A 16,705-nucleotide genomic window follows, 5' to 3' on the forward strand; every position below is an offset into this window, starting at 1 on the left:
AAAGGATCCCAATGGGATCCTTTTTTATTGAATTCAATTCGTGTTCTTTACGACTTTCGTTACATACCAATATTGCAGAGAGCCGAGGTTGTTCTGATTTCTTATAGTGTGAGTTTCAATTCACCCACATCCAACGATAGTTTCAGTACCTTGCTTGTCGTTTTTTCCAGCTTCTTACGACTGAATAGCGCCATAACCCGCGAATACCAAAGTAGCCAATCATCGCAGAGATAACGCCACAAATCATGCAACCTAATAGGAACGGAGGTCCGATGGTGCTCATTTGCGCCAAGATGAAATCCCAAGACAATTCAAAGTGGAAAGCTTGAGGCGGCACATGCATAACAAACGCACCTACTTTATAAGCAAAGTAGAACAGCACCGGCATAGTCACGGGATTACTGATCCAAACCAATGCGACAGACAGCGGTAGGTTAACACCACATGCAACAGCAAGGCCTGCAGACATAATCATTTGACTTGGTAAAGGGACAAACGCCATGAATAACCCAACAGCGAACGCGCCAGCCGCAGAGCGACGATTAAGGCACCATAAGTTGGGGTTGTACAAAACATTGCCAAAAATTTTCAATGCTTTCTGACGCTTGATGAGCTCATGGTCAGGCATAAATCGTTTGATAAACTTTCTTGGCATAGGAGGAAGCTACTCTCTTGTTTAACTCTTGGTTCTTAATTTCATTTGCTGCGACAGTTGTGTCTGCCAGCTTTTGGCCTGTGATGCCACATTGGGTTTGGGCACCATTAATGCTGTTGTTACTTTTCACATTAATAAAGTATAGCGTTTTCCGGTGTGCAAGAGGTCCAGTCACTGCATTGATACTAGTTACCTGCCTTGGGAATGCAATCAAAATACAAACAAGTCAGTTATTTCAATCTGGCCAGAATATTACCATAAATGCTTCGGTTGTTAGCCTTTTTAGTGAAAATAGCCACGGTTTTGAAAGCGTAATAGTAGTTAGATCAATTGGCGGCGAAAAATTAATCTTCCCACAATTGATAAAATTGCGTTTGTTTACGCCTTTCAAGCTAACACTTGGAGATCAAGTTCATCTCTCTGTATCAATGAAACCGGTTTTTGGAAAACTTAACGAGGCCGGATTTGACCTAGAAAAATACCTGTTCAGTGAAAGGATCGTTGCTAGTGTTACCTATCAAGCCGGAACAAGCTTTAGCATTCATTCTAGTACAAACTTGCGTGCTCGATGGTTTGAAAGGACTTTGACAACGATCAGTCAGCTGGATAACTCTGATCTGATTGTGGCGTTGAGCTTTGGTTATAGGGAATTCATTCAATCACAACGCTGGGATTTGCTTAAGAGCAGTGGGCTTGTTCACTTAATGGCGATCTCGGGGTTGCACATAGGCATTGCTTTTGGCATCGGTTACCAGCTAGGGAGAATTGTTAGGTTAGGGGCATCGCATTTTATTTGGCTTCCGACTGTATTTGGTCTTGGGCTCGCGTATTTTTATAGTTGGTTTGCAGGGTTTACTTTACCAACGCTTAGGGCGTTAATTATGTGCATCATTGCGAGCTATTTCCTTTGGCGAGGTCAAAATATAAGTTTGATTCGATATGTGACCTTGAGTCTCTGTGTCGTTTTGTTAATTTGGCCATTTTCGGTACTTTCGAGTAGCTTCTGGCTCTCATTTGGAGCGTTAGCTGGCGTTCTTTATATTGCTTCCAATACTCATCTTTCTTCTTACAAAAGCCCTCGACTCACAAAACTCTTCAAGCTATTTAAAATCCAGTTAATGCTGACGTTGTTACTGGCTCCTTTTTCAATGCTGTTCTTTCAGGGGGTCAGTTTGGCCTCGGTGTTATACAACTTTTTCCTGTTGCCTTGGATTTCGATAGTGACGATTCCTTTGTTGTTCTTAGCGATGTTTATCAGCTTAATATTTGAATCAATTTGGGCAGAAAATAATATCATTGGTTATTTGTGGGCTCTGGTGGATCTATCGCTCACACCTGTTGTTTTCGCTCTGCCTTTCTCTGAACGTTTTTGGCTCACGGTTGATGATGAACTTGCTGTTTTGTTCGTGTTTTTCATTTTTCTATTCGGTCTGTTACGTCATTACTTCCATCGTAAAATGATGTTTTTCGCCAGTGCCGTATTTGTTTTGTGGTGGGAATTTGGAAAGCTCAAACCAGAAGTGTTGAGAGTCGATGTTTTAGATGTTGGACATGGCTTGTCGGTTGTTCTTCAAAAAAATAACCGGGTTGTTGTTTATGATCTAGGTAATGCTTGGCCGGGCGGTTCTGTGGTCGAGTCGCTATTGATACCTACGATAGAAAGAAGAGGAATTAAGGAGCTTGATGGAGTGATTATCAGTCATTTTGATGCTGACCATGCTGGTGGATATCAGACATTACTTTCTCACTATAATCCAAAATGGATACGCGCTAGCCAAAGACTTAAACCTCCAGTCTCGCTCAGTAATCAGTCTACGTTTAATTATCAAGCTTGTGTGATTGGAGAGTCTTGGCGTTGGCAAGATGTTGAGTTTGAGGTGTTGTGGCCACCCAAAAGTGTTGAAAGAGCATATAACCCTCATTCATGTGTTGTGCACATCTATGAGCCAAGCACGGAGTTTTCTATGCTTCTTACCGGAGATATTGAATTGGTCAGTGAGTGGTTACTTGCACGCGAAGCTAGGCGGCTCAAAAGTGATGTGATGTTGGTTCCTCATCATGGTAGTTCAACCTCTTCCATTGCTCGATTTATCGAGGCTGTTTCTTCACAGTTAGCCATCGCTTCATTGTCTAAAGGAAACCAGTGGGGGATGCCTAGCCAATCTGTCGTCGACCGCTATCGAGAGGCTGATAGTACATGGCTAGATACGGGCGAAAGTGGACAAATAACCATCACAATCAGTAAGGAAGGTTGGAAATATCATACGATTAGAGAACATCAGGGGAGGCAGTGGTATAGGCAGATGCTCCGTAAGGGAGTAGAATAGATAGATTATTGTGAGAAAATTAAGCGATTCTATGTCAACAGAAACAGATGAAACCACTTGGGTCACATTTAAAAGACTTTGGACTTATATTCGACTGTATAAGGCTGGCCTTGGTGTTGCGGTTATTGCGCTTATTATAAATGCCGTCTCTGATACTTATATGATTTCATTACTAAAGCCATTACTTGATGAAGGCTTTGGTAACGCTGAATCTGACTTTTTACGCACGCTCCCTATTATTATCTTTGCCATGATGTTCATTCGTGGTGTGAGTGGCTTCGTATCAACCTATTGCTTGAGTTGGGTCTCTGGCAACGTGGTTATGGAGATTCGACGTAAAATTTTCAGTCATTTCATGCACATGCCCGTGTCTTTCTTTGATAAAGAGCAAACGGGCGCACTGCTATCTCGAATTACTTACGATTCAGAGCAAGTCTCTGCTGCAACCAGTAAGGCTTTGGTCAGTATTGTCCGTGAAGGTGCAAGTATCATTGGCCTGTTGACGCTGATGTTCTGGAATAGCTGGCAGTTGTCTTTGGTGCTATTTGCTGTTGCTCCTTTTGTAGCTTGGGCTATTAGCATTGTATCGAAGCGATTCAGAAAGATTTCTAAGAACATGCAAACCAGCATGGGTCACGTGGCTTCTTCAGCAGAACAAATGCTGAAAGGTCATAAGGTGGTGCTAACTTACGGTGGCCAAGATCTAGAAAGAGGTCGCTTCGATACCGTTAGTAATCAGATGCGCCAACAAAGCATGAAGTTGGTAACGGCTCAAGCTGCAGCGAACCCGATTATTCAGATGATTGCTTCGATCGCGATTGTGGTTGTTCTTTACTTGGCGAGTGTCGACTCAATTAAAGCTGAACTAACGGCTGGTACGTTCACGGTTGTGTTCTCGGCTATGTTCGGTTTGCTACGTCCACTCAAAGCATTGACTAACGTGACTTCTGAGTTCCAACGCGGTATGGCGGCGAGTACGACTCTATTTGGTTTGATGGATCTCGACACAGAACAAAACAAAGGTACGTTGAAGCCTGCAACCGTAAGTGGTGAAGTTGCTGTAAAAGATGTGACGTTTACTTACGAGGGCGCAGAGAAACCTGCACTCGATAAAGTGAGCTTCAACATACCGAAAGGTAAGACGGTGGCGCTGGTCGGGCGTTCTGGTTCAGGTAAGAGTACCATTGCCAACCTATTTACTCGTTTTTATGATGTGGATTCAGGAACCATTGAACTCGATGGACATGATATCCGAGATTATGAGCTGAAAAATCTTCGGGAGCATTTTGCTCTTGTTTCTCAAAATGTCCATCTGTTCAACGATACGGTCGCCAATAACATTGCGTATGCGGCTGGTGAGGTTTACTCACGCGAACAAATTGAACATGCTGCTAAGCTTGCTCACGCCACTGAATTTATCGAAGGCATGGAAAACGGCATCGATACAATTGTTGGTGAGAACGGTGCAAGCCTATCTGGTGGACAACGACAACGTATTGCAATTGCACGAGCGTTGTTAAGAGAAGCGCCAGTTCTGATCCTAGATGAAGCAACATCGGCTTTGGATACAGAATCAGAAAGAGCCATTCAATCTGCTTTGGATGAGCTGCAAAAAGATAAAACGGTACTGGTTATTGCGCACCGACTATCAACGATTGAGCAAGCTGACGAAATTTTGGTTGTAGACGATGGTCATATTGTTGAACGAGGTCCGCATGCTGAGTTAATCGCACATGACGGTGCTTATGCTCAATTACACCGAATCCAGTTTGGCGAATAAGATTAGGCTTCGTTTTGATCGAAAAAATTTGGTTTAACAATCACCCGTTAAAATACCTTCTCTGGCCACTGTTGTGGCCGTTGAGTCTGTTGTTCAAAATGATCAGCGGTCAACGTCGCGAAGCGTATCTCTCTGGGAAGAAAGAAACCTATCGCCCACCTTTGCCTGTGATCGTTGTTGGTAATATTACCGCGGGTGGCAATGGTAAAACTCCAGTGGTTATTTGGTTAGTTGAGATGCTCCAAGCCAATGGTTTCAAACCTGGTGTGGTTTCTCGAGGTTATGGCGCGAAAGCCCCTAGCTATCCGTTGGTGTTGGACGAGAACACGCCTGCTGAACACTCAGGCGATGAACCACGGTTGATTCGAAAGCGAACGGGTGCGCCTGTAGCAGTTGACCCTATTCGCGCAAATGCAGTGAAGGCTTTGCTGAACGAAGGTGTTAATGTCATTATTACTGATGACGGCCTTCAGCATTATGCACTTGAACGCGATATTGAATTTGCGGTTATCGATGGTGCGAGACGCTTTGGTAGTGAATGTCTCATTCCTTTAGGGCCATTAAGAGAGCCTATATCACGCTTAGTTACCGTGGATTTTTTGGTTAACAATGGCGGTAAACCTCAAGGGCGTGAATTCTCGATGTCTTTGTTACCAAGCCAAGCTGTTAACCTTAAGACGGGTCAGAAAGTATCAGTAGAAAAATTGCAAAAGCTGGTGGCTTTTGCAGGTATTGGTCATCCACCGCGCTTTTTTAAAACACTAGAAGATCTTGATGGTGATGTGGTTTTTACACAGGGTTTCGCCGACCATCAAGATTTTGATAAAGATGAACTTCATGCCTTAGCAAAGAAAGGTATGAACATGATTATGACAGAAAAAGACGCTGTTAAATGCGAAGATTATGCGCAAGAAAACTGGTGGTATCTTCCAGTTTCTGCACAGTTTGATGAAGATTCGCAACAGCAAATTTTAAAAAGAATAAAAGAGGTTATGGAATACTATGGATCACCGTCTGCTTGAGATCGTTGCTTGCCCTGTATGTAAAGGTAAACTAACTTTTGACAAGGATAAGCAAGAGCTTGTTTGTAAAATTGACCGCCTAGCTTACCCAATCAAAGAGGGTATTCCTGTTCTTCTGGAGCCTGAAGCTCGTACCGTTTCAATGGATGAGGGTAAGTAATGTCGTTTACGGTTGTCATTCCGGCAAGATACCAATCGAGTCGTTTGCCTGGGAAACCATTGGCTGATATTGGTGGAAAGCCGATGATCCAATGGGTTTACGAACAGTCAATGAAGGCGGGTGCTGATAAAGTTATTATCGCTACCGATGATGCTCGAGTTGAGAAAGCGGCTAAAGCATTTGGCGCGACCGTGTGTATGACATCTCCGAATCACGAATCAGGTACAGAGCGTTTAGCTGAAGTGATTGAAGTGATGAACATTCCCGATGACCATATTATCGTGAATGTTCAGGGTGATGAGCCTCTTATCCCACCTGCAATTATTAATCAGGTTGCAAATAACCTGGCGAATAGCACAGCACCAATGGCAACGCTAGGTGTAGAAATTACTCACGCTGATGAAGTGTTTAATCCTAACGCTGTGAAAGTAGTAACGGATAAAGACGGTTACGCACTATATTTTAGCCGAGCAACGATTCCCTGGGATCGAGATGCTTACGCGAACAATGGTACGGCCGCGGAGTCGCCTTTACTGCGTCATATTGGCATCTACGCTTACCGTGCGGGTTTTATCAATACTTACATCAATTGGGAACCAAGTACCCTTGAGCGTATTGAGTGCCTAGAGCAACTACGAGTACTGTGGTACGGAGAGAAAATCCATGTAGACGTTGCGGCTGAAGCACCTGCTGCTGGTGTTGATACGCCAGAAGACCTAGAAGCCGTTCGCGCCATTATTGGTTAAGCTTCTTTGAGCGACGACTTCTTTGCTCTACAAAAATGCAAAATCCCAGAGCCTCGCTTATTGCGGGGCTTTTTTACGTCTACAGAACGTATATGTGTGTTTTATTGAACTAAGCGAGGGGATATTGAGTTGGTTGCATTCGCTTATGCATCATCAACTCTGAATTATCTGAGAATTACCTCGCTCGACTTTCAATTTTTCTTTATAATATGCCGCCTATAAAGTAGTGGCGATCTGCTAGTACAGAATACAACTTACGACAAAACGTGGAGTAAAAGATGCCTTCTCAAAGCCCAGTGATTACGGTTGATGGACCAAGTGGTGCAGGTAAAGGTACCCTGTGTATGTTACTAGCAGACAAGCTAGGTTTTCATCTTCTAGACTCAGGTGCGATCTATCGCGTACTGGCTTTAGCGGCAATTCACCACGGTGTAGATACTGAATCGGAAGATGCTCTGGTACCGCTTGCTACTCACCTCGATGTACAGTTTATTGCTGAAGGTGACTTGGTTAAGGTTATCTTGGAAGGCGAAGATGTTTCTGGTGAACTTCGTAAAGAAGAAACGGGCATGGCTGCTTCAAAAGTAGCGGCTTTACCTCGCGTTCGTGAAGCACTACTACGTCGTCAGCGTGCTTTTAGCGCTGCTCCCGGTTTAGTTGCAGACGGTCGTGACATGGGAACCGTTGTATTTGTTGAAGCGGAAGCGAAAATATTTTTGGATGCAAGTGCTGAAGAGCGTGCGAACCGCCGCCTTAAACAGTTGCAACAGAAGGGGTTAGATGTTAAATTTGACGACCTTTTGAGCGAGATCCAAGAGCGAGACGACCGAGATCGTAATCGCCCAGTTGCGCCATTACGCCCAGCTGAGGATGCGCTTGTGCTTGATTCTACTTCGATGAACATCGAACAAGTAGTAGAAAAAGCACTACACTATATTGAATCGAAACTGGCTGGGTAATTTCGCCGAGCTAGTACGAACGTTGGTCGCAAGGATGATGACCGGCGAATTTATCAACCCCATGCGGTAGGATACCCATGGACGTTTAATTATTGAAGATTAAATAATGACTGAATCTTTTGCTCAACTCTTTGAAGAGTTTCTATCTGAAACTGAATTCCAACAAGGCAGCATCGTTAAAGGTACTGTAGTAGCTATCGAGAACGGTTTCGTTCTTGTAGATGCTGGTCTTAAGTCTGAATCTGCTATCCCTGCTGAACAATTCAAGAACGCTGCTGGCGAACTTGAAGTTGAAGTTGGTGCTGAAGTAGACGTAGCTCTAGACGCTGTTGAAGATGGTTTCGGTGAGACTCAACTTTCTCATGAGAAAGCTAAGCGTCACGAAGCTTGGATCGTACTTGAGAAAGCTTGTGAAGAAGCTGAAACTGTTGTTGGTATCATCAACGGTAAAGTTAAAGGCGGTTTCACTGTTGAACTTAACGGTATCCGTGCTTTCCTTCCAGGTTCTCTAGTAGACGTACGTCCTATCCGTGACACTGCTCACCTAGAAAACAAAGAGCTAGAGTTCAAAGTAATCAAGCTAGACCAGAAGCGTAACAACGTTGTTGTTTCTCGTCGTGCTGTTATCGAATCTGAAAACAGTGTTGAGCGTGACGAACTTCTTGAAACTCTACAAGAAGGTACTGAAGTTAAAGGTATCGTTAAGAACCTTACTGACTACGGTGCATTCGTTGATCTTGGCGGTGTTGACGGTCTTCTACATATCACAGATATGGCTTGGAAGCGTGTTAAGCACCCATCAGAGATCGTTAACGTTGGTGACGAAATCCTAGTTAAAGTTCTTAAGTTCGATCGTGAGCGCACTCGTGTTTCACTAGGTCTTAAGCAACTAGGCGAAGATCCATGGGTAGCAATCGCTAAGCGTTACCCAGAAGGTCACAAGCTTTCTGGTCGTGTTACGAACCTAACTGACTACGGCTGCTTCGTTGAAATCGAAGAAGGCGTTGAAGGTCTAGTACACGTTTCTGAAATGGATTGGACTAACAAGAACATCCACCCTTCTAAAGTTGTTAATGTTGGCGACGAAGTTGAGGTTATGGTTCTTGATATCGACGAAGAACGTCGTCGTATCTCTCTAGGTCTGAAACAGTGTAAAGCTAACCCATGGCAGTCATTTGCAGAAATGCAAGCTAAGGGCGACAAAGTTACTGGTAAGATCAAGTCTATCACTGACTTTGGTATCTTCATCGGTCTAGAAGGCGGTATCGACGGTCTTGTACACCTATCTGACATTTCTTGGAACGCTGCCGGCGAAGAAGCTGTACGTGAATACAAGAAAGGTGACGAAATCTCTGCTGTTGTTCTAGCAGTAGATGCAGAGCGTGAGCGTATTTCTCTTGGCGTTAAGCAAATGGAAAACGACCCGTTCAACGCATACGTTGCTGACAACAAGAAAGGTGTTCTTGTAAACGGTACTGTAACTGCAGTTGACGCTAAAGGCGCTACTATCGAGCTAATCGAAGGCGTTGAAGGCTACCTACGTGCTTCTGAAGTTTCTCGTGACCGTATCGAAGATGCATCTCTAATCCTAAGCGTTGGCGACAGCGTTGAAGCGAAGTTCACTGGTGTAGACCGTAAGAACCGCGTAATCAACCTATCTATCAAAGCTAAAGATGAAGCTGATGAGCAAGAAGCAATGGCTTCACTGAACAAGTCTGATGAAGGCGCGTTCGGTAACGCAATGGCAGACGCATTCAAAGCTGCTAAAGGCGAATAATTTAATTTTTCGCTAAGAAGGAGCCGTAAGGCTCCTTTTTTTTTGCTTATTTTTCCGATAGGTCTATAATTTCTAAAAAGAAAACCAACGAGGGTAACTATGACTAAGTCTGAATTGATTGAAAGACTGTGCGCTGAGCAAACGCACCTTTCTGCAAAAGAAATTGAAGACGCTGTAAAAGACATTTTAGAGCACATGGCTTCAACACTAGAAAGTGGTGACCGAATCGAAATTCGCGGTTTTGGTAGCTTTTCTCTTCACTATCGCGAGCCTCGTGTTGGACGTAATCCAAAGACTGGCGACAAGGTAGAGCTGGAAGGTAAATACGTTCCTCACTTTAAACCAGGTAAAGAGCTACGAGAACGAGTAAATTCAGGATTGTAGTCCACTTATCGGAATTAAGAAAAGCGGCATACTATAATGTATGCCGCTTTTTTATGACCATAATATGGTGGTCTGATTAGCAATTTTCCTGCATAATCGTACAGCTAACCAACCAATGAGTGATGAACTATGAAAATTATAAAAATAGTCGCCGTTATCGCACTTTTCCTAATTGCACTGGCTTTAGGCTCTCAGAACCAAACCACTGTGAACTTCAATTATCTGCTAGCACAAGGTGACTTCCACTTATCGAGCTTATTAGGTGTTGTCTTCGTTTCAGGCTTTGGCCTTGCTTGGTTAGTCTTTGGTAATATGCACATGCGTTCTCAGCTGAAAATTCATCGCTTGAAAAAACAAGTCAATAAGCAATCAAAGCAGGTCCCTGCTGCCACTAAAGCTTAAGGCTATATTTGATGTTAGAGTTACTGTTCTTACTTTTACCTATTGCAGCCGCTTACGGTTGGTATATGGGTAATCGTAATGCTCAGCAAGAAAAACAAAAGCAATCACACCAGATCTCCCGTCAATATGTGACGGGTTTGAACCTATTGTTGTCGGACCAATCTGACAAAGCGGTCGATCACTTTATCGAACTGCTTCAAGTAGACAATGAAACCATTGATACTCACTTGGCGTTGGGTAATCTATTTCGCTCAAGAGGTGAGGTAGATCGAGCTATTCGAATTCACCAAAATCTTATCTCTCGTTCGGGGCTCACTCTCGATCAAAAAAACCTCGCACTGCAACAACTCGCAAAAGACTATATGGTCTCTGGTTTCCTCGATCGCGCTGAAAAAATCTTTGAACAGCTTGTAGAAGAACCTGATCATAAAGAGGGTGCTTTGCAACAGCTTGTCGCTATTTATCAGCAAACTCGAGAGTGGAATAAGGCGATCCATTACGGCAATATTCTCGTTAAGCTTGGTAAGAAAAAAAGAAAGATGCGTGCAACTGTTGCACACTTTTGGTGTGAGCTTGCAATGCAAGAGCAAGCCGAGGGTAATCGTTCTAAGGCTCTTCAGCATTTTAAAAAAGCGCTCTCCGAAGACCCTAAATGTGTTCGTGCCAGTATTGCTTTGGGTAAGTTCCATTTAGCGAATGAAGATTACCAGAAGACGATTACCTGTCTTGAATCGGTGCTCGAACAAGATATTGATTTTATCAGTGAGGTGCTTCCAACCCTTGCTGAGTGCTACCACAAGCTTGGCCAAGAGGCAGAACTTGTTGAATTCCTAAAAGCCTGTATTCAAAAGAAAGCCGGTGTTTCAGCTGAATTGATGCTTGCTCAGTTGGTTGCCCATCACGAAGATGTTGGCTCAGCTCAAGAGCTGCTGACCAAGCAACTGGTTAAAAACCCAACCATGAAAGGCTTCTATCGATTAATCGATTATCATCTTGCTGAAGCAGAAGAAGGTCGTGCGAAAGACAGTCTAACGACTCTTCAGTCTATGGTTGGTGAACAACTTAAAGTTAAACCTCATTACCGTTGTCGTCAGTGTGGTTTCTCGACACACTCGATGTATTGGCACTGCCCTTCATGTAAAGGGTGGGGGACGATCAAGCCTATTCGTGGGCTGGATGGTGAATAGATTTGTGGTCATTGTTAGACCAAATTAATAATTGCAGCTTTCGGGCTGCATTTTTATGACTGTTATTTGTCGCTACTACTTGTAGTGATTATTTAAAGAAAGTTAACTGCGTTAGGAGATGAAATGAACGACCAAAAAATCATTGTAGCATTGGATTATGACAACCAAGCGGATGCATTAGCCTTTGTTGATCGTATCGATCCAGCGTCTTGCCGCTTAAAAGTCGGTAAAGAGATGTTTACCCTGTTTGGCCCTGAATTTGTCCGTGAATTACATAAACGTGGTTTCTCAGTATTCTTAGACCTTAAGTTCCACGACATTCCAAACACATGTTCAAAAGCGGTACGTGCTGCTGCTGAGATGGGCGTGTGGATGGTGAACGTACACGCGAGCGGTGGCGAGCGTATGATGACGGCTTCACGCGAAATTCTAGAACCTTACGGTAAAGATCGTCCATTACTTATCGGTGTTACCGTGTTAACCAGCATGGAACAATCTGATTTGGCTGGTATTGGTTTGAACATTCAACCACAAGAGCAGGTAATGCGCTTGGCGTCTTTGACTAAAAACTCAGGTCTAGATGGCGTTGTATGTTCTGCTCAAGAAGCTTCATTGTTGAAAGGTGATTTGGGTAAAGAGTTCAAGCTTGTTACCCCTGGTATTCGCCCTGTAGGCGCTGACGTAGGTGACCAGAAGCGTATTATGACACCAGTTCAAGCAATTCAAGCTGGTTCAGACTACTTAGTTATCGGTCGTCCAATTACTCAAGCAGCAGATCCTGCAACAGTACTTGCTGAAATCAACGGCACGCTAGTTTAAGTTATTTTTAGATAGCGATACGAATGAATAAGGCCAGCAATTTGCTGGCCTTATTATTTACTGACGAGATATCAATTGGTTCGGACTTTCTGTGCTTAGCTTAAACCGGAGCGCCGCTATGAAATTTGAAGTCGCTGTCTTCTGAAGTGATTAGGTCAGCTTCAACCTGCGCAAAGTGAGCAATACGCTCAGAGATATCTTTCCCTGCGATTTGCTCAGCGAGTTCAAGATAATCTTGATAGTGACGCGCCTCTGAGCGAAGTAGAGACACATAAAACTTCTCCATGTCTTCTTCTAAGAAGGGAGCTAGTTTAGCAAAGCGTTCACAAGAGCGTGCTTCAATAAAGGCGCCGATAATCAGCTTATCAACCAGAGCGTCTGGCTCGTAAGTTTTCACTTGCTTGATTAAACCTTTGGCATAACGACCCGCTTCAATCGGTTGATACGTCACGCCTTTTTTTACCATCAATTCCATGACTTGATAAAAGTGATGCAGTTCTTCTTTAATTAGCAGCACCATTTTATCGATCAAGTCGGCGCCGTAATTACAGCCTTCTTTTGCTGTGATTTGCTTCGATACGTTACTTTTACCACGTAGAGACTCCAAGTCTCCGATACGACGATAAGCAAATTGCTCGTATGGCAAAATCCATTCATTCAGCTGCTTCGCGCTTTCTTTATCTACCGCATACTTGCGGATAAGGAACAAAGCACTTTGAGCGGCCTTGAGTTCACAAAGCATGTGATCGCGTAAAATGATATGAAGGTTTTCAGGCTTCTTGGCTTCATCTATCCATGAATCTGGCGTTTCAGCTTTAAGAAAAGAGTGTATTGGGGCTAATAATTCTTGATACATGGTCGGGGCAAGTTTGTTGATAATTCGCGATTTTATCACAGCTCATGAGATCTCCCTATACGGAGAAAGGAAATTCACTAGGTACAAAAAAGGCCGCCTATTTAATGTAAATGAGGCGGCCTTTTTGTGTTTGAGTTAGACGGTTACCATTTCTTCTTCTGACCGAATAGGGCATCCATATCGTCGTCACGCTCTTTAGATTCCATTTGCTGTAAGTCTTGAGCATTTTTGTCTTGGCGTTTCTGATCAAGCTCGTTCAACATATTCTGAAGTTTTTCTTTTGCTTGATTAGAGTACGCGTCGTTCTTCGTCGCTAAAGCATCGATACCTTTGCGTAATAGCTGAATCGCCGTACCTGGTTGCCCGCGAGAAATTGAATCGTTAGCACGTTTGATCACGTTTTCAATGTTGATACGAATCTGGATCGTTTCTAGGCGAGCATTTTCAACCACGTAAGCTTGAGTATCAAAGCGGCCTTTATTGTGTTCGTTACGAACCGTATCGCGAAGGCGTTTAACAAGCTTAAGCATCATGATTGCTTGCTTATCACTGCTAGGAACACGGAAAGTGGTACTTTCGCCACCTTGGTAGTTCTCTTTTAGTTGTGTGATCTGTTGTTTTACACTTTCGATTCGTTGCAGGAGTTGCTTATTCTTAGGATCGAGCTGATACATATTTTCAAGTGCATCAAGGATTCGGTTATTTAAGCATATAAGAAGGTCTTGGCTAAAAGGCATGTGGTGCGCATTGCCAATCAACTCTTCGGTTCCGTCAATAATGGTTAGATAACGAGAAGCTTCCTGTTTCTTCGCTGTTTCTACCTTAACTTTGTATTGAAGCATGATGTTGTAGCCTAAAACCAACACCAAAAGAACGGCGACTAAGGCGATTATTAAACCAATATTCATATATTTGTGTCTGCTTGTTGTTTTCTATAGCTAACTAGAGAGGATACACGATTCCATTGTGTATCGGCACTCGTAAATTGCGATTTCTGATTATCTCTTGTTGAGCGCAATCGGCAATCAAAATTTACCTACTAATGTATGAGAATGAGGAGTTGGTTGCAAAGCGATACTGATGTTTTTGTTTGTTAACCTATAAAAACTCAATTTTTCTATCAATTTAGTGCATGAAGCGTTATAACTATTAATTATATTACACGAGACTATGACGCTCTCTTTGCAAATAAGTTAGCACATAAATGAGTAAAGGATTACGAGGTTAGATATGAAGTTACAGCAACTGAAGTACATTGTTGAGGTTCTAAACCATAACCTAAATGTGTCTGCGACTGCAGAGAGTCTATACACATCACAGCCTGGTATTAGTAAGCAAGTTAGATTACTAGAAGATGAGTTGGGCATTCAGATTTTTGAGCGTAGTGGTAAACACTTAACGCAGGTGACTCAGGCTGGCGAAGATATTATTCGTATCTCTCAAGAGATTCTCGCTCGTGTTGAAAGCATTAAAGCCGTTGCTGGTGAACACACTCATCCTGAAATGGGTACATTGAACATTTCAACGACGCACACCCAAGCTCGTTATGCTCTACCAGATGTGATCAAAGGCTTCACGGCGCGTTATCCTAAAGTGTCGCTTCATATGCACCAAGGAACGCCAAGCCAAATGTCAGAAGCGGTGGCGAAAGGTACGGCTAACTTTGCCATTGCGACCGAAGCGCTTCACTTATATCAAGACGCGATTATGTTGCCTTGTTATCACTGGAATCGTTCGATTGTTGTCACCAAAGATCACCCTCTAGCCCAAAAGAAACTAGTGTCAATTGAAGACCTTGCGGCATACTCTCTAGTGACTTATGTCTTTGGCTTTACTGGGCGCTCAGAACTCGACACCGCGTTCAACAAAGTTGGTCTAACACCGCGTGTCGTGTTTACCGCGACAGATGCCGATGTGATCAAAACTTACGTTCGTATGGGGATTGGCGTAGGCGTGATTGCAAGTATGGCGATTGATCACGAGCAAGACACCGATTTGGTTGCCATTGATGCAAGCCACTTGTTTGGTGCGAGTACTACAAGTATTGGCTTTAGAAAGGGTACTTTCTTACGTTCTTACATGTTCGATTTCATGGAGCGTTTTGCACCGCATCTCACTCGCCCTGTGGTTGAGCAAGCTATTTCTCTTAAATCGAATGACGAGATTGAAGAGATGTTTAAAGATATCGAACTGCCTGTTCGTTAATCTCATCGTGCGACTCTAGATTCTTATCCGGCCTGTATTCACAGGCCGTTTTTCTTTCTGGCTTTTGCTGCCGTTTTTGTTCTCTTACTATTGAACCTTTCTATTTTGGTCTCTTACCCCTACAATCCTCGCACCATAGGGGGAAGCATGCATTTACGATTTACAATTCTCGACTCATTCCTGTTAGAACACCAAGTTTATTGGCGTTCTGAGCCTTTTCACCTATGCCAAACTCAGCAACAGCCATGGGTTGATGTGAATCGCCCTCTTGTTGATTGGTTGAATAGCTTGAGTATCGAGAACATTCAGATTCTGAAAGAGCAACCTCAAGTGTTGATCAAGGAGCTTATCCGTTTTCTTCCTGAATTAGAGACTGCGAATCAAAATATCCAGTTTGATAATTCGGTCTTAGTTGGGCTTGATCTTCCGCGTGGTACTGCCGATGGTATTCCCGGCAGAAAGCTGCAACAAATCGTCGCGATGGCAGAGGCTTCTCTTGAGCATCACCAAGGACAAGAGTGGCTGGAGTGGTGCTCTGGAAAGGGCTTTCTCGGCCGAATCTTATCTCAACAATCAAAGCAAAAAGTGACCAGCTTCGAGTGGCAACAATCGCTGTGCGAAAGTGGGCAAAAGATTGCAGATGCACAACGTTTAGAAATGACGTTTGTTCAAGGTGACGCGTTTTCAAAAGAGGCAGATCGGGTGTTTAACTCGAATCAACATGCTGTTGCTCTTCACGCTTGTGGCGACCTTCATGTCGAATTAGTGAAAAAGTCTGTTTCACATGGGCTTCCTGCAGTGACCATTTCTCCTTGCTGCTACCATCTTATTCGTGATGAAAACTACCAAGCCATGTCTTCCGTCGCGAAAAACTCGGCATTAACTCTAAGTAAAAGTGATTTAAGAATCCCGCTTCAAGAAACCGTCACCGGTGGTGAAAGGGTCAAGAGACACCGTCAGTTAGAAATGAGTTACCGATTAGGCTTTAGCCAACTACTTAAGGGTGAACTTGGTGTCGACGAGTACGTTCCTGTACCGAGCATCAAGAAATCAGAGCTATCCGAAGGCTTTGAATCATTTTGTTGCTGGGCATCTGAAGTAAAAGAGATATCGCTTGGTTCAGATATTGATTTTGACTCTTATTTGGTTCAGGGCGAGACACTTTTCTGGGAAATGGAAAAGCTGAGTTTAGTTCAGCAAGTCTTTAGACGACCATTAGAGATATGGTTGGCCTTAGACCGTGCCATCTATCTGCAAGAGCAAGGCTATGAAGCTTCAATAGAAGAGTTTTGTGAGCGCAGTGTTACTCCTCGAAACCTGTTGATTCATGGTGTTAAGAGCGACCGATAAATCACACGAGTATAAGACAGACCGTTGTTCATAGCTCACGAGCGATAGTGCTATAGACACAAAAAAGCCAGTTCGA

The 16,705-nt window shown here is 43.5% G+C and carries 16 protein-coding genes; 13 read left to right on the forward strand and 3 right to left on the reverse strand.

Going from position 1 to position 16,705, the window contains the following annotated elements:
• Positions 1-142: 142 nt before the first annotated feature.
• A complete protein-coding gene (locus tag QWZ07_RS10945) occupies positions 143-655 on the reverse strand; it encodes a DUF2062 domain-containing protein (protein WP_017107639.1) in 513 nt (170 codons plus the stop codon).
• Positions 656-672: 17 nt separating this feature from the next.
• On the opposite strand from QWZ07_RS10945, the gene QWZ07_RS10950 reads away from it, so the two are divergent.
• From QWZ07_RS10950 to pyrF, 11 genes are all read left to right on the forward strand, one after another.
• A complete protein-coding gene (locus QWZ07_RS10950; protein WP_192852705.1) occupies positions 673-2,982 on the forward strand; it encodes a DNA internalization-related competence protein ComEC/Rec2 in 2,310 nt (769 codons plus the stop codon).
• 31 nt (positions 2,983-3,013) lie between these two features.
• A complete protein-coding gene (gene msbA, locus QWZ07_RS10955) occupies positions 3,014-4,762 on the forward strand; it encodes a lipid A ABC transporter ATP-binding protein/permease MsbA (RefSeq protein ID WP_029225965.1) in 1,749 nt (582 codons plus the stop codon).
• Positions 4,763-4,776: 14 nt separating this feature from the next.
• Positions 4,777-5,784 carry a tetraacyldisaccharide 4'-kinase gene (gene lpxK, locus QWZ07_RS10960; RefSeq protein WP_192852706.1) on the forward strand — a complete coding sequence of 336 codons (1,008 nt, stop codon included), beginning with the start codon at positions 4,777-4,779 and terminating at the stop codon, positions 5,782-5,784.
• Positions 5,765-5,944, forward strand: a complete 180-nt coding sequence (locus tag QWZ07_RS10965; RefSeq protein ID WP_004736429.1) for a Trm112 family protein — start codon at positions 5,765-5,767, stop codon at positions 5,942-5,944. Before lpxK ends, QWZ07_RS10965 begins: the two co-directional genes overlap by 20 nt.
• On the forward strand, positions 5,944-6,690 hold the full coding sequence (gene kdsB, locus QWZ07_RS10970) for a 3-deoxy-manno-octulosonate cytidylyltransferase (protein WP_017109945.1): 747 nt from the start codon (positions 5,944-5,946) through the stop codon (positions 6,688-6,690). Before QWZ07_RS10965 ends, kdsB begins: the two co-directional genes overlap by 1 nt.
• A gap of 278 nt (positions 6,691-6,968) precedes the next feature.
• The gene (gene cmk / locus QWZ07_RS10975; RefSeq protein WP_017109944.1) at positions 6,969-7,649 is read left to right on the forward strand and encodes a (d)CMP kinase; all 681 of its coding nucleotides are present in this window, start codon (positions 6,969-6,971) and stop codon (positions 7,647-7,649) included.
• Positions 7,650-7,755: 106 nt separating this feature from the next.
• Complete coding sequence (gene rpsA / locus QWZ07_RS10980) at positions 7,756-9,426, forward strand: 30S ribosomal protein S1 (protein WP_192852707.1); 1,671 nt, start codon at positions 7,756-7,758, stop codon at positions 9,424-9,426.
• Between the two features lie 99 nt (positions 9,427-9,525).
• Positions 9,526-9,810 (forward strand): integration host factor subunit beta, encoded by a 285-nt coding sequence (gene ihfB, locus QWZ07_RS10985; RefSeq protein ID WP_010439923.1) that lies wholly within the window; start codon positions 9,526-9,528, stop codon positions 9,808-9,810.
• Between the two features lie 129 nt (positions 9,811-9,939).
• On the forward strand, positions 9,940-10,212 hold the full coding sequence (locus QWZ07_RS10990) for a LapA family protein (RefSeq protein WP_192852708.1): 273 nt from the start codon (positions 9,940-9,942) through the stop codon (positions 10,210-10,212).
• A gap of 11 nt (positions 10,213-10,223) precedes the next feature.
• Complete coding sequence (gene lapB, locus QWZ07_RS10995) at positions 10,224-11,399, forward strand: lipopolysaccharide assembly protein LapB (protein ID WP_029225966.1); 1,176 nt, start codon at positions 10,224-10,226, stop codon at positions 11,397-11,399.
• Positions 11,400-11,522: 123 nt separating this feature from the next.
• Positions 11,523-12,218, forward strand: coding sequence for an orotidine-5'-phosphate decarboxylase (pyrF, locus tag QWZ07_RS11000; protein WP_192852709.1), 696 nt, complete (start codon positions 11,523-11,525; stop codon positions 12,216-12,218).
• 100 nt (positions 12,219-12,318) lie between these two features.
• On the opposite strand, the gene miaE is transcribed toward pyrF, so the two are convergent.
• Together miaE and QWZ07_RS11010 are read right to left on the reverse strand one after the other, a co-directional pair.
• Entirely contained in the window at positions 12,319-13,113 is a 795-nt protein-coding gene (miaE, locus tag QWZ07_RS11005) for a tRNA isopentenyl-2-thiomethyl-A-37 hydroxylase MiaE (RefSeq protein ID WP_269194707.1), read from the reverse strand.
• A gap of 104 nt (positions 13,114-13,217) precedes the next feature.
• Positions 13,218-13,982, reverse strand: coding sequence for a hypothetical protein (locus QWZ07_RS11010; RefSeq protein ID WP_017107649.1), 765 nt, complete (start codon positions 13,980-13,982; stop codon positions 13,218-13,220).
• A 322-nt stretch (positions 13,983-14,304) separates the two neighbouring features.
• Here QWZ07_RS11010 and cysB point away from each other — a divergent pair, with 322 nt between their 5' ends.
• Positions 14,305-15,279, forward strand: coding sequence for an HTH-type transcriptional regulator CysB (cysB, locus tag QWZ07_RS11015; protein WP_017109939.1), 975 nt, complete (start codon positions 14,305-14,307; stop codon positions 15,277-15,279).
• 147 nt (positions 15,280-15,426) lie between these two features.
• Positions 15,427-16,629 (forward strand): methyltransferase, encoded by a 1,203-nt coding sequence (locus tag QWZ07_RS11020; RefSeq protein WP_192852710.1) that lies wholly within the window; start codon positions 15,427-15,429, stop codon positions 16,627-16,629.
• Positions 16,630-16,705 lie beyond the last annotated feature (76 nt).

The organism is Vibrio lentus (assembly GCF_030409755.1).
Taxonomy (GTDB): Bacteria; Pseudomonadota; Gammaproteobacteria; order Enterobacterales; family Vibrionaceae; genus Vibrio; species Vibrio lentus.

What these genes read in the sequence shown, in the direction of transcription:
- QWZ07_RS10945 (WP_017107639.1), bottom strand. Translation starts at nt 655, where the DNA reads ATGCCAAGAAAGTTTATCAAACGATTTATGCCTGACCATGAGCTCATC.
- QWZ07_RS11010 (WP_017107649.1), bottom strand. Translation starts at nt 13,982, where the DNA reads ATGAATATTGGTTTAATAATCGCCTTAGTCGCCGTTCTTTTGGTGTTG.
- pyrF (WP_192852709.1), top strand. Translation starts at nt 11,523, where the DNA reads ATGAACGACCAAAAAATCATTGTAGCATTGGATTATGACAACCAAGCG.
- cysB (WP_017109939.1), top strand. Translation starts at nt 14,305, where the DNA reads ATGAAGTTACAGCAACTGAAGTACATTGTTGAGGTTCTAAACCATAAC.
- QWZ07_RS11020 (WP_192852710.1), top strand. Translation starts at nt 15,427, where the DNA reads ATGCATTTACGATTTACAATTCTCGACTCATTCCTGTTAGAACACCAA.
- msbA (WP_029225965.1), top strand. Translation starts at nt 3,014, where the DNA reads ATGTCAACAGAAACAGATGAAACCACTTGGGTCACATTTAAAAGACTT.
- ihfB (WP_010439923.1), top strand. Translation starts at nt 9,526, where the DNA reads ATGACTAAGTCTGAATTGATTGAAAGACTGTGCGCTGAGCAAACGCAC.
- QWZ07_RS10965 (WP_004736429.1), top strand. Translation starts at nt 5,765, where the DNA reads ATGGATCACCGTCTGCTTGAGATCGTTGCTTGCCCTGTATGTAAAGGT.
- kdsB (WP_017109945.1), top strand. Translation starts at nt 5,944, where the DNA reads ATGTCGTTTACGGTTGTCATTCCGGCAAGATACCAATCGAGTCGTTTG.
- rpsA (WP_192852707.1), top strand. Translation starts at nt 7,756, where the DNA reads ATGACTGAATCTTTTGCTCAACTCTTTGAAGAGTTTCTATCTGAAACT.
- QWZ07_RS10990 (WP_192852708.1), top strand. Translation starts at nt 9,940, where the DNA reads ATGAAAATTATAAAAATAGTCGCCGTTATCGCACTTTTCCTAATTGCA.
- lapB (WP_029225966.1), top strand. Translation starts at nt 10,224, where the DNA reads ATGTTAGAGTTACTGTTCTTACTTTTACCTATTGCAGCCGCTTACGGT.
- cmk (WP_017109944.1), top strand. Translation starts at nt 6,969, where the DNA reads ATGCCTTCTCAAAGCCCAGTGATTACGGTTGATGGACCAAGTGGTGCA.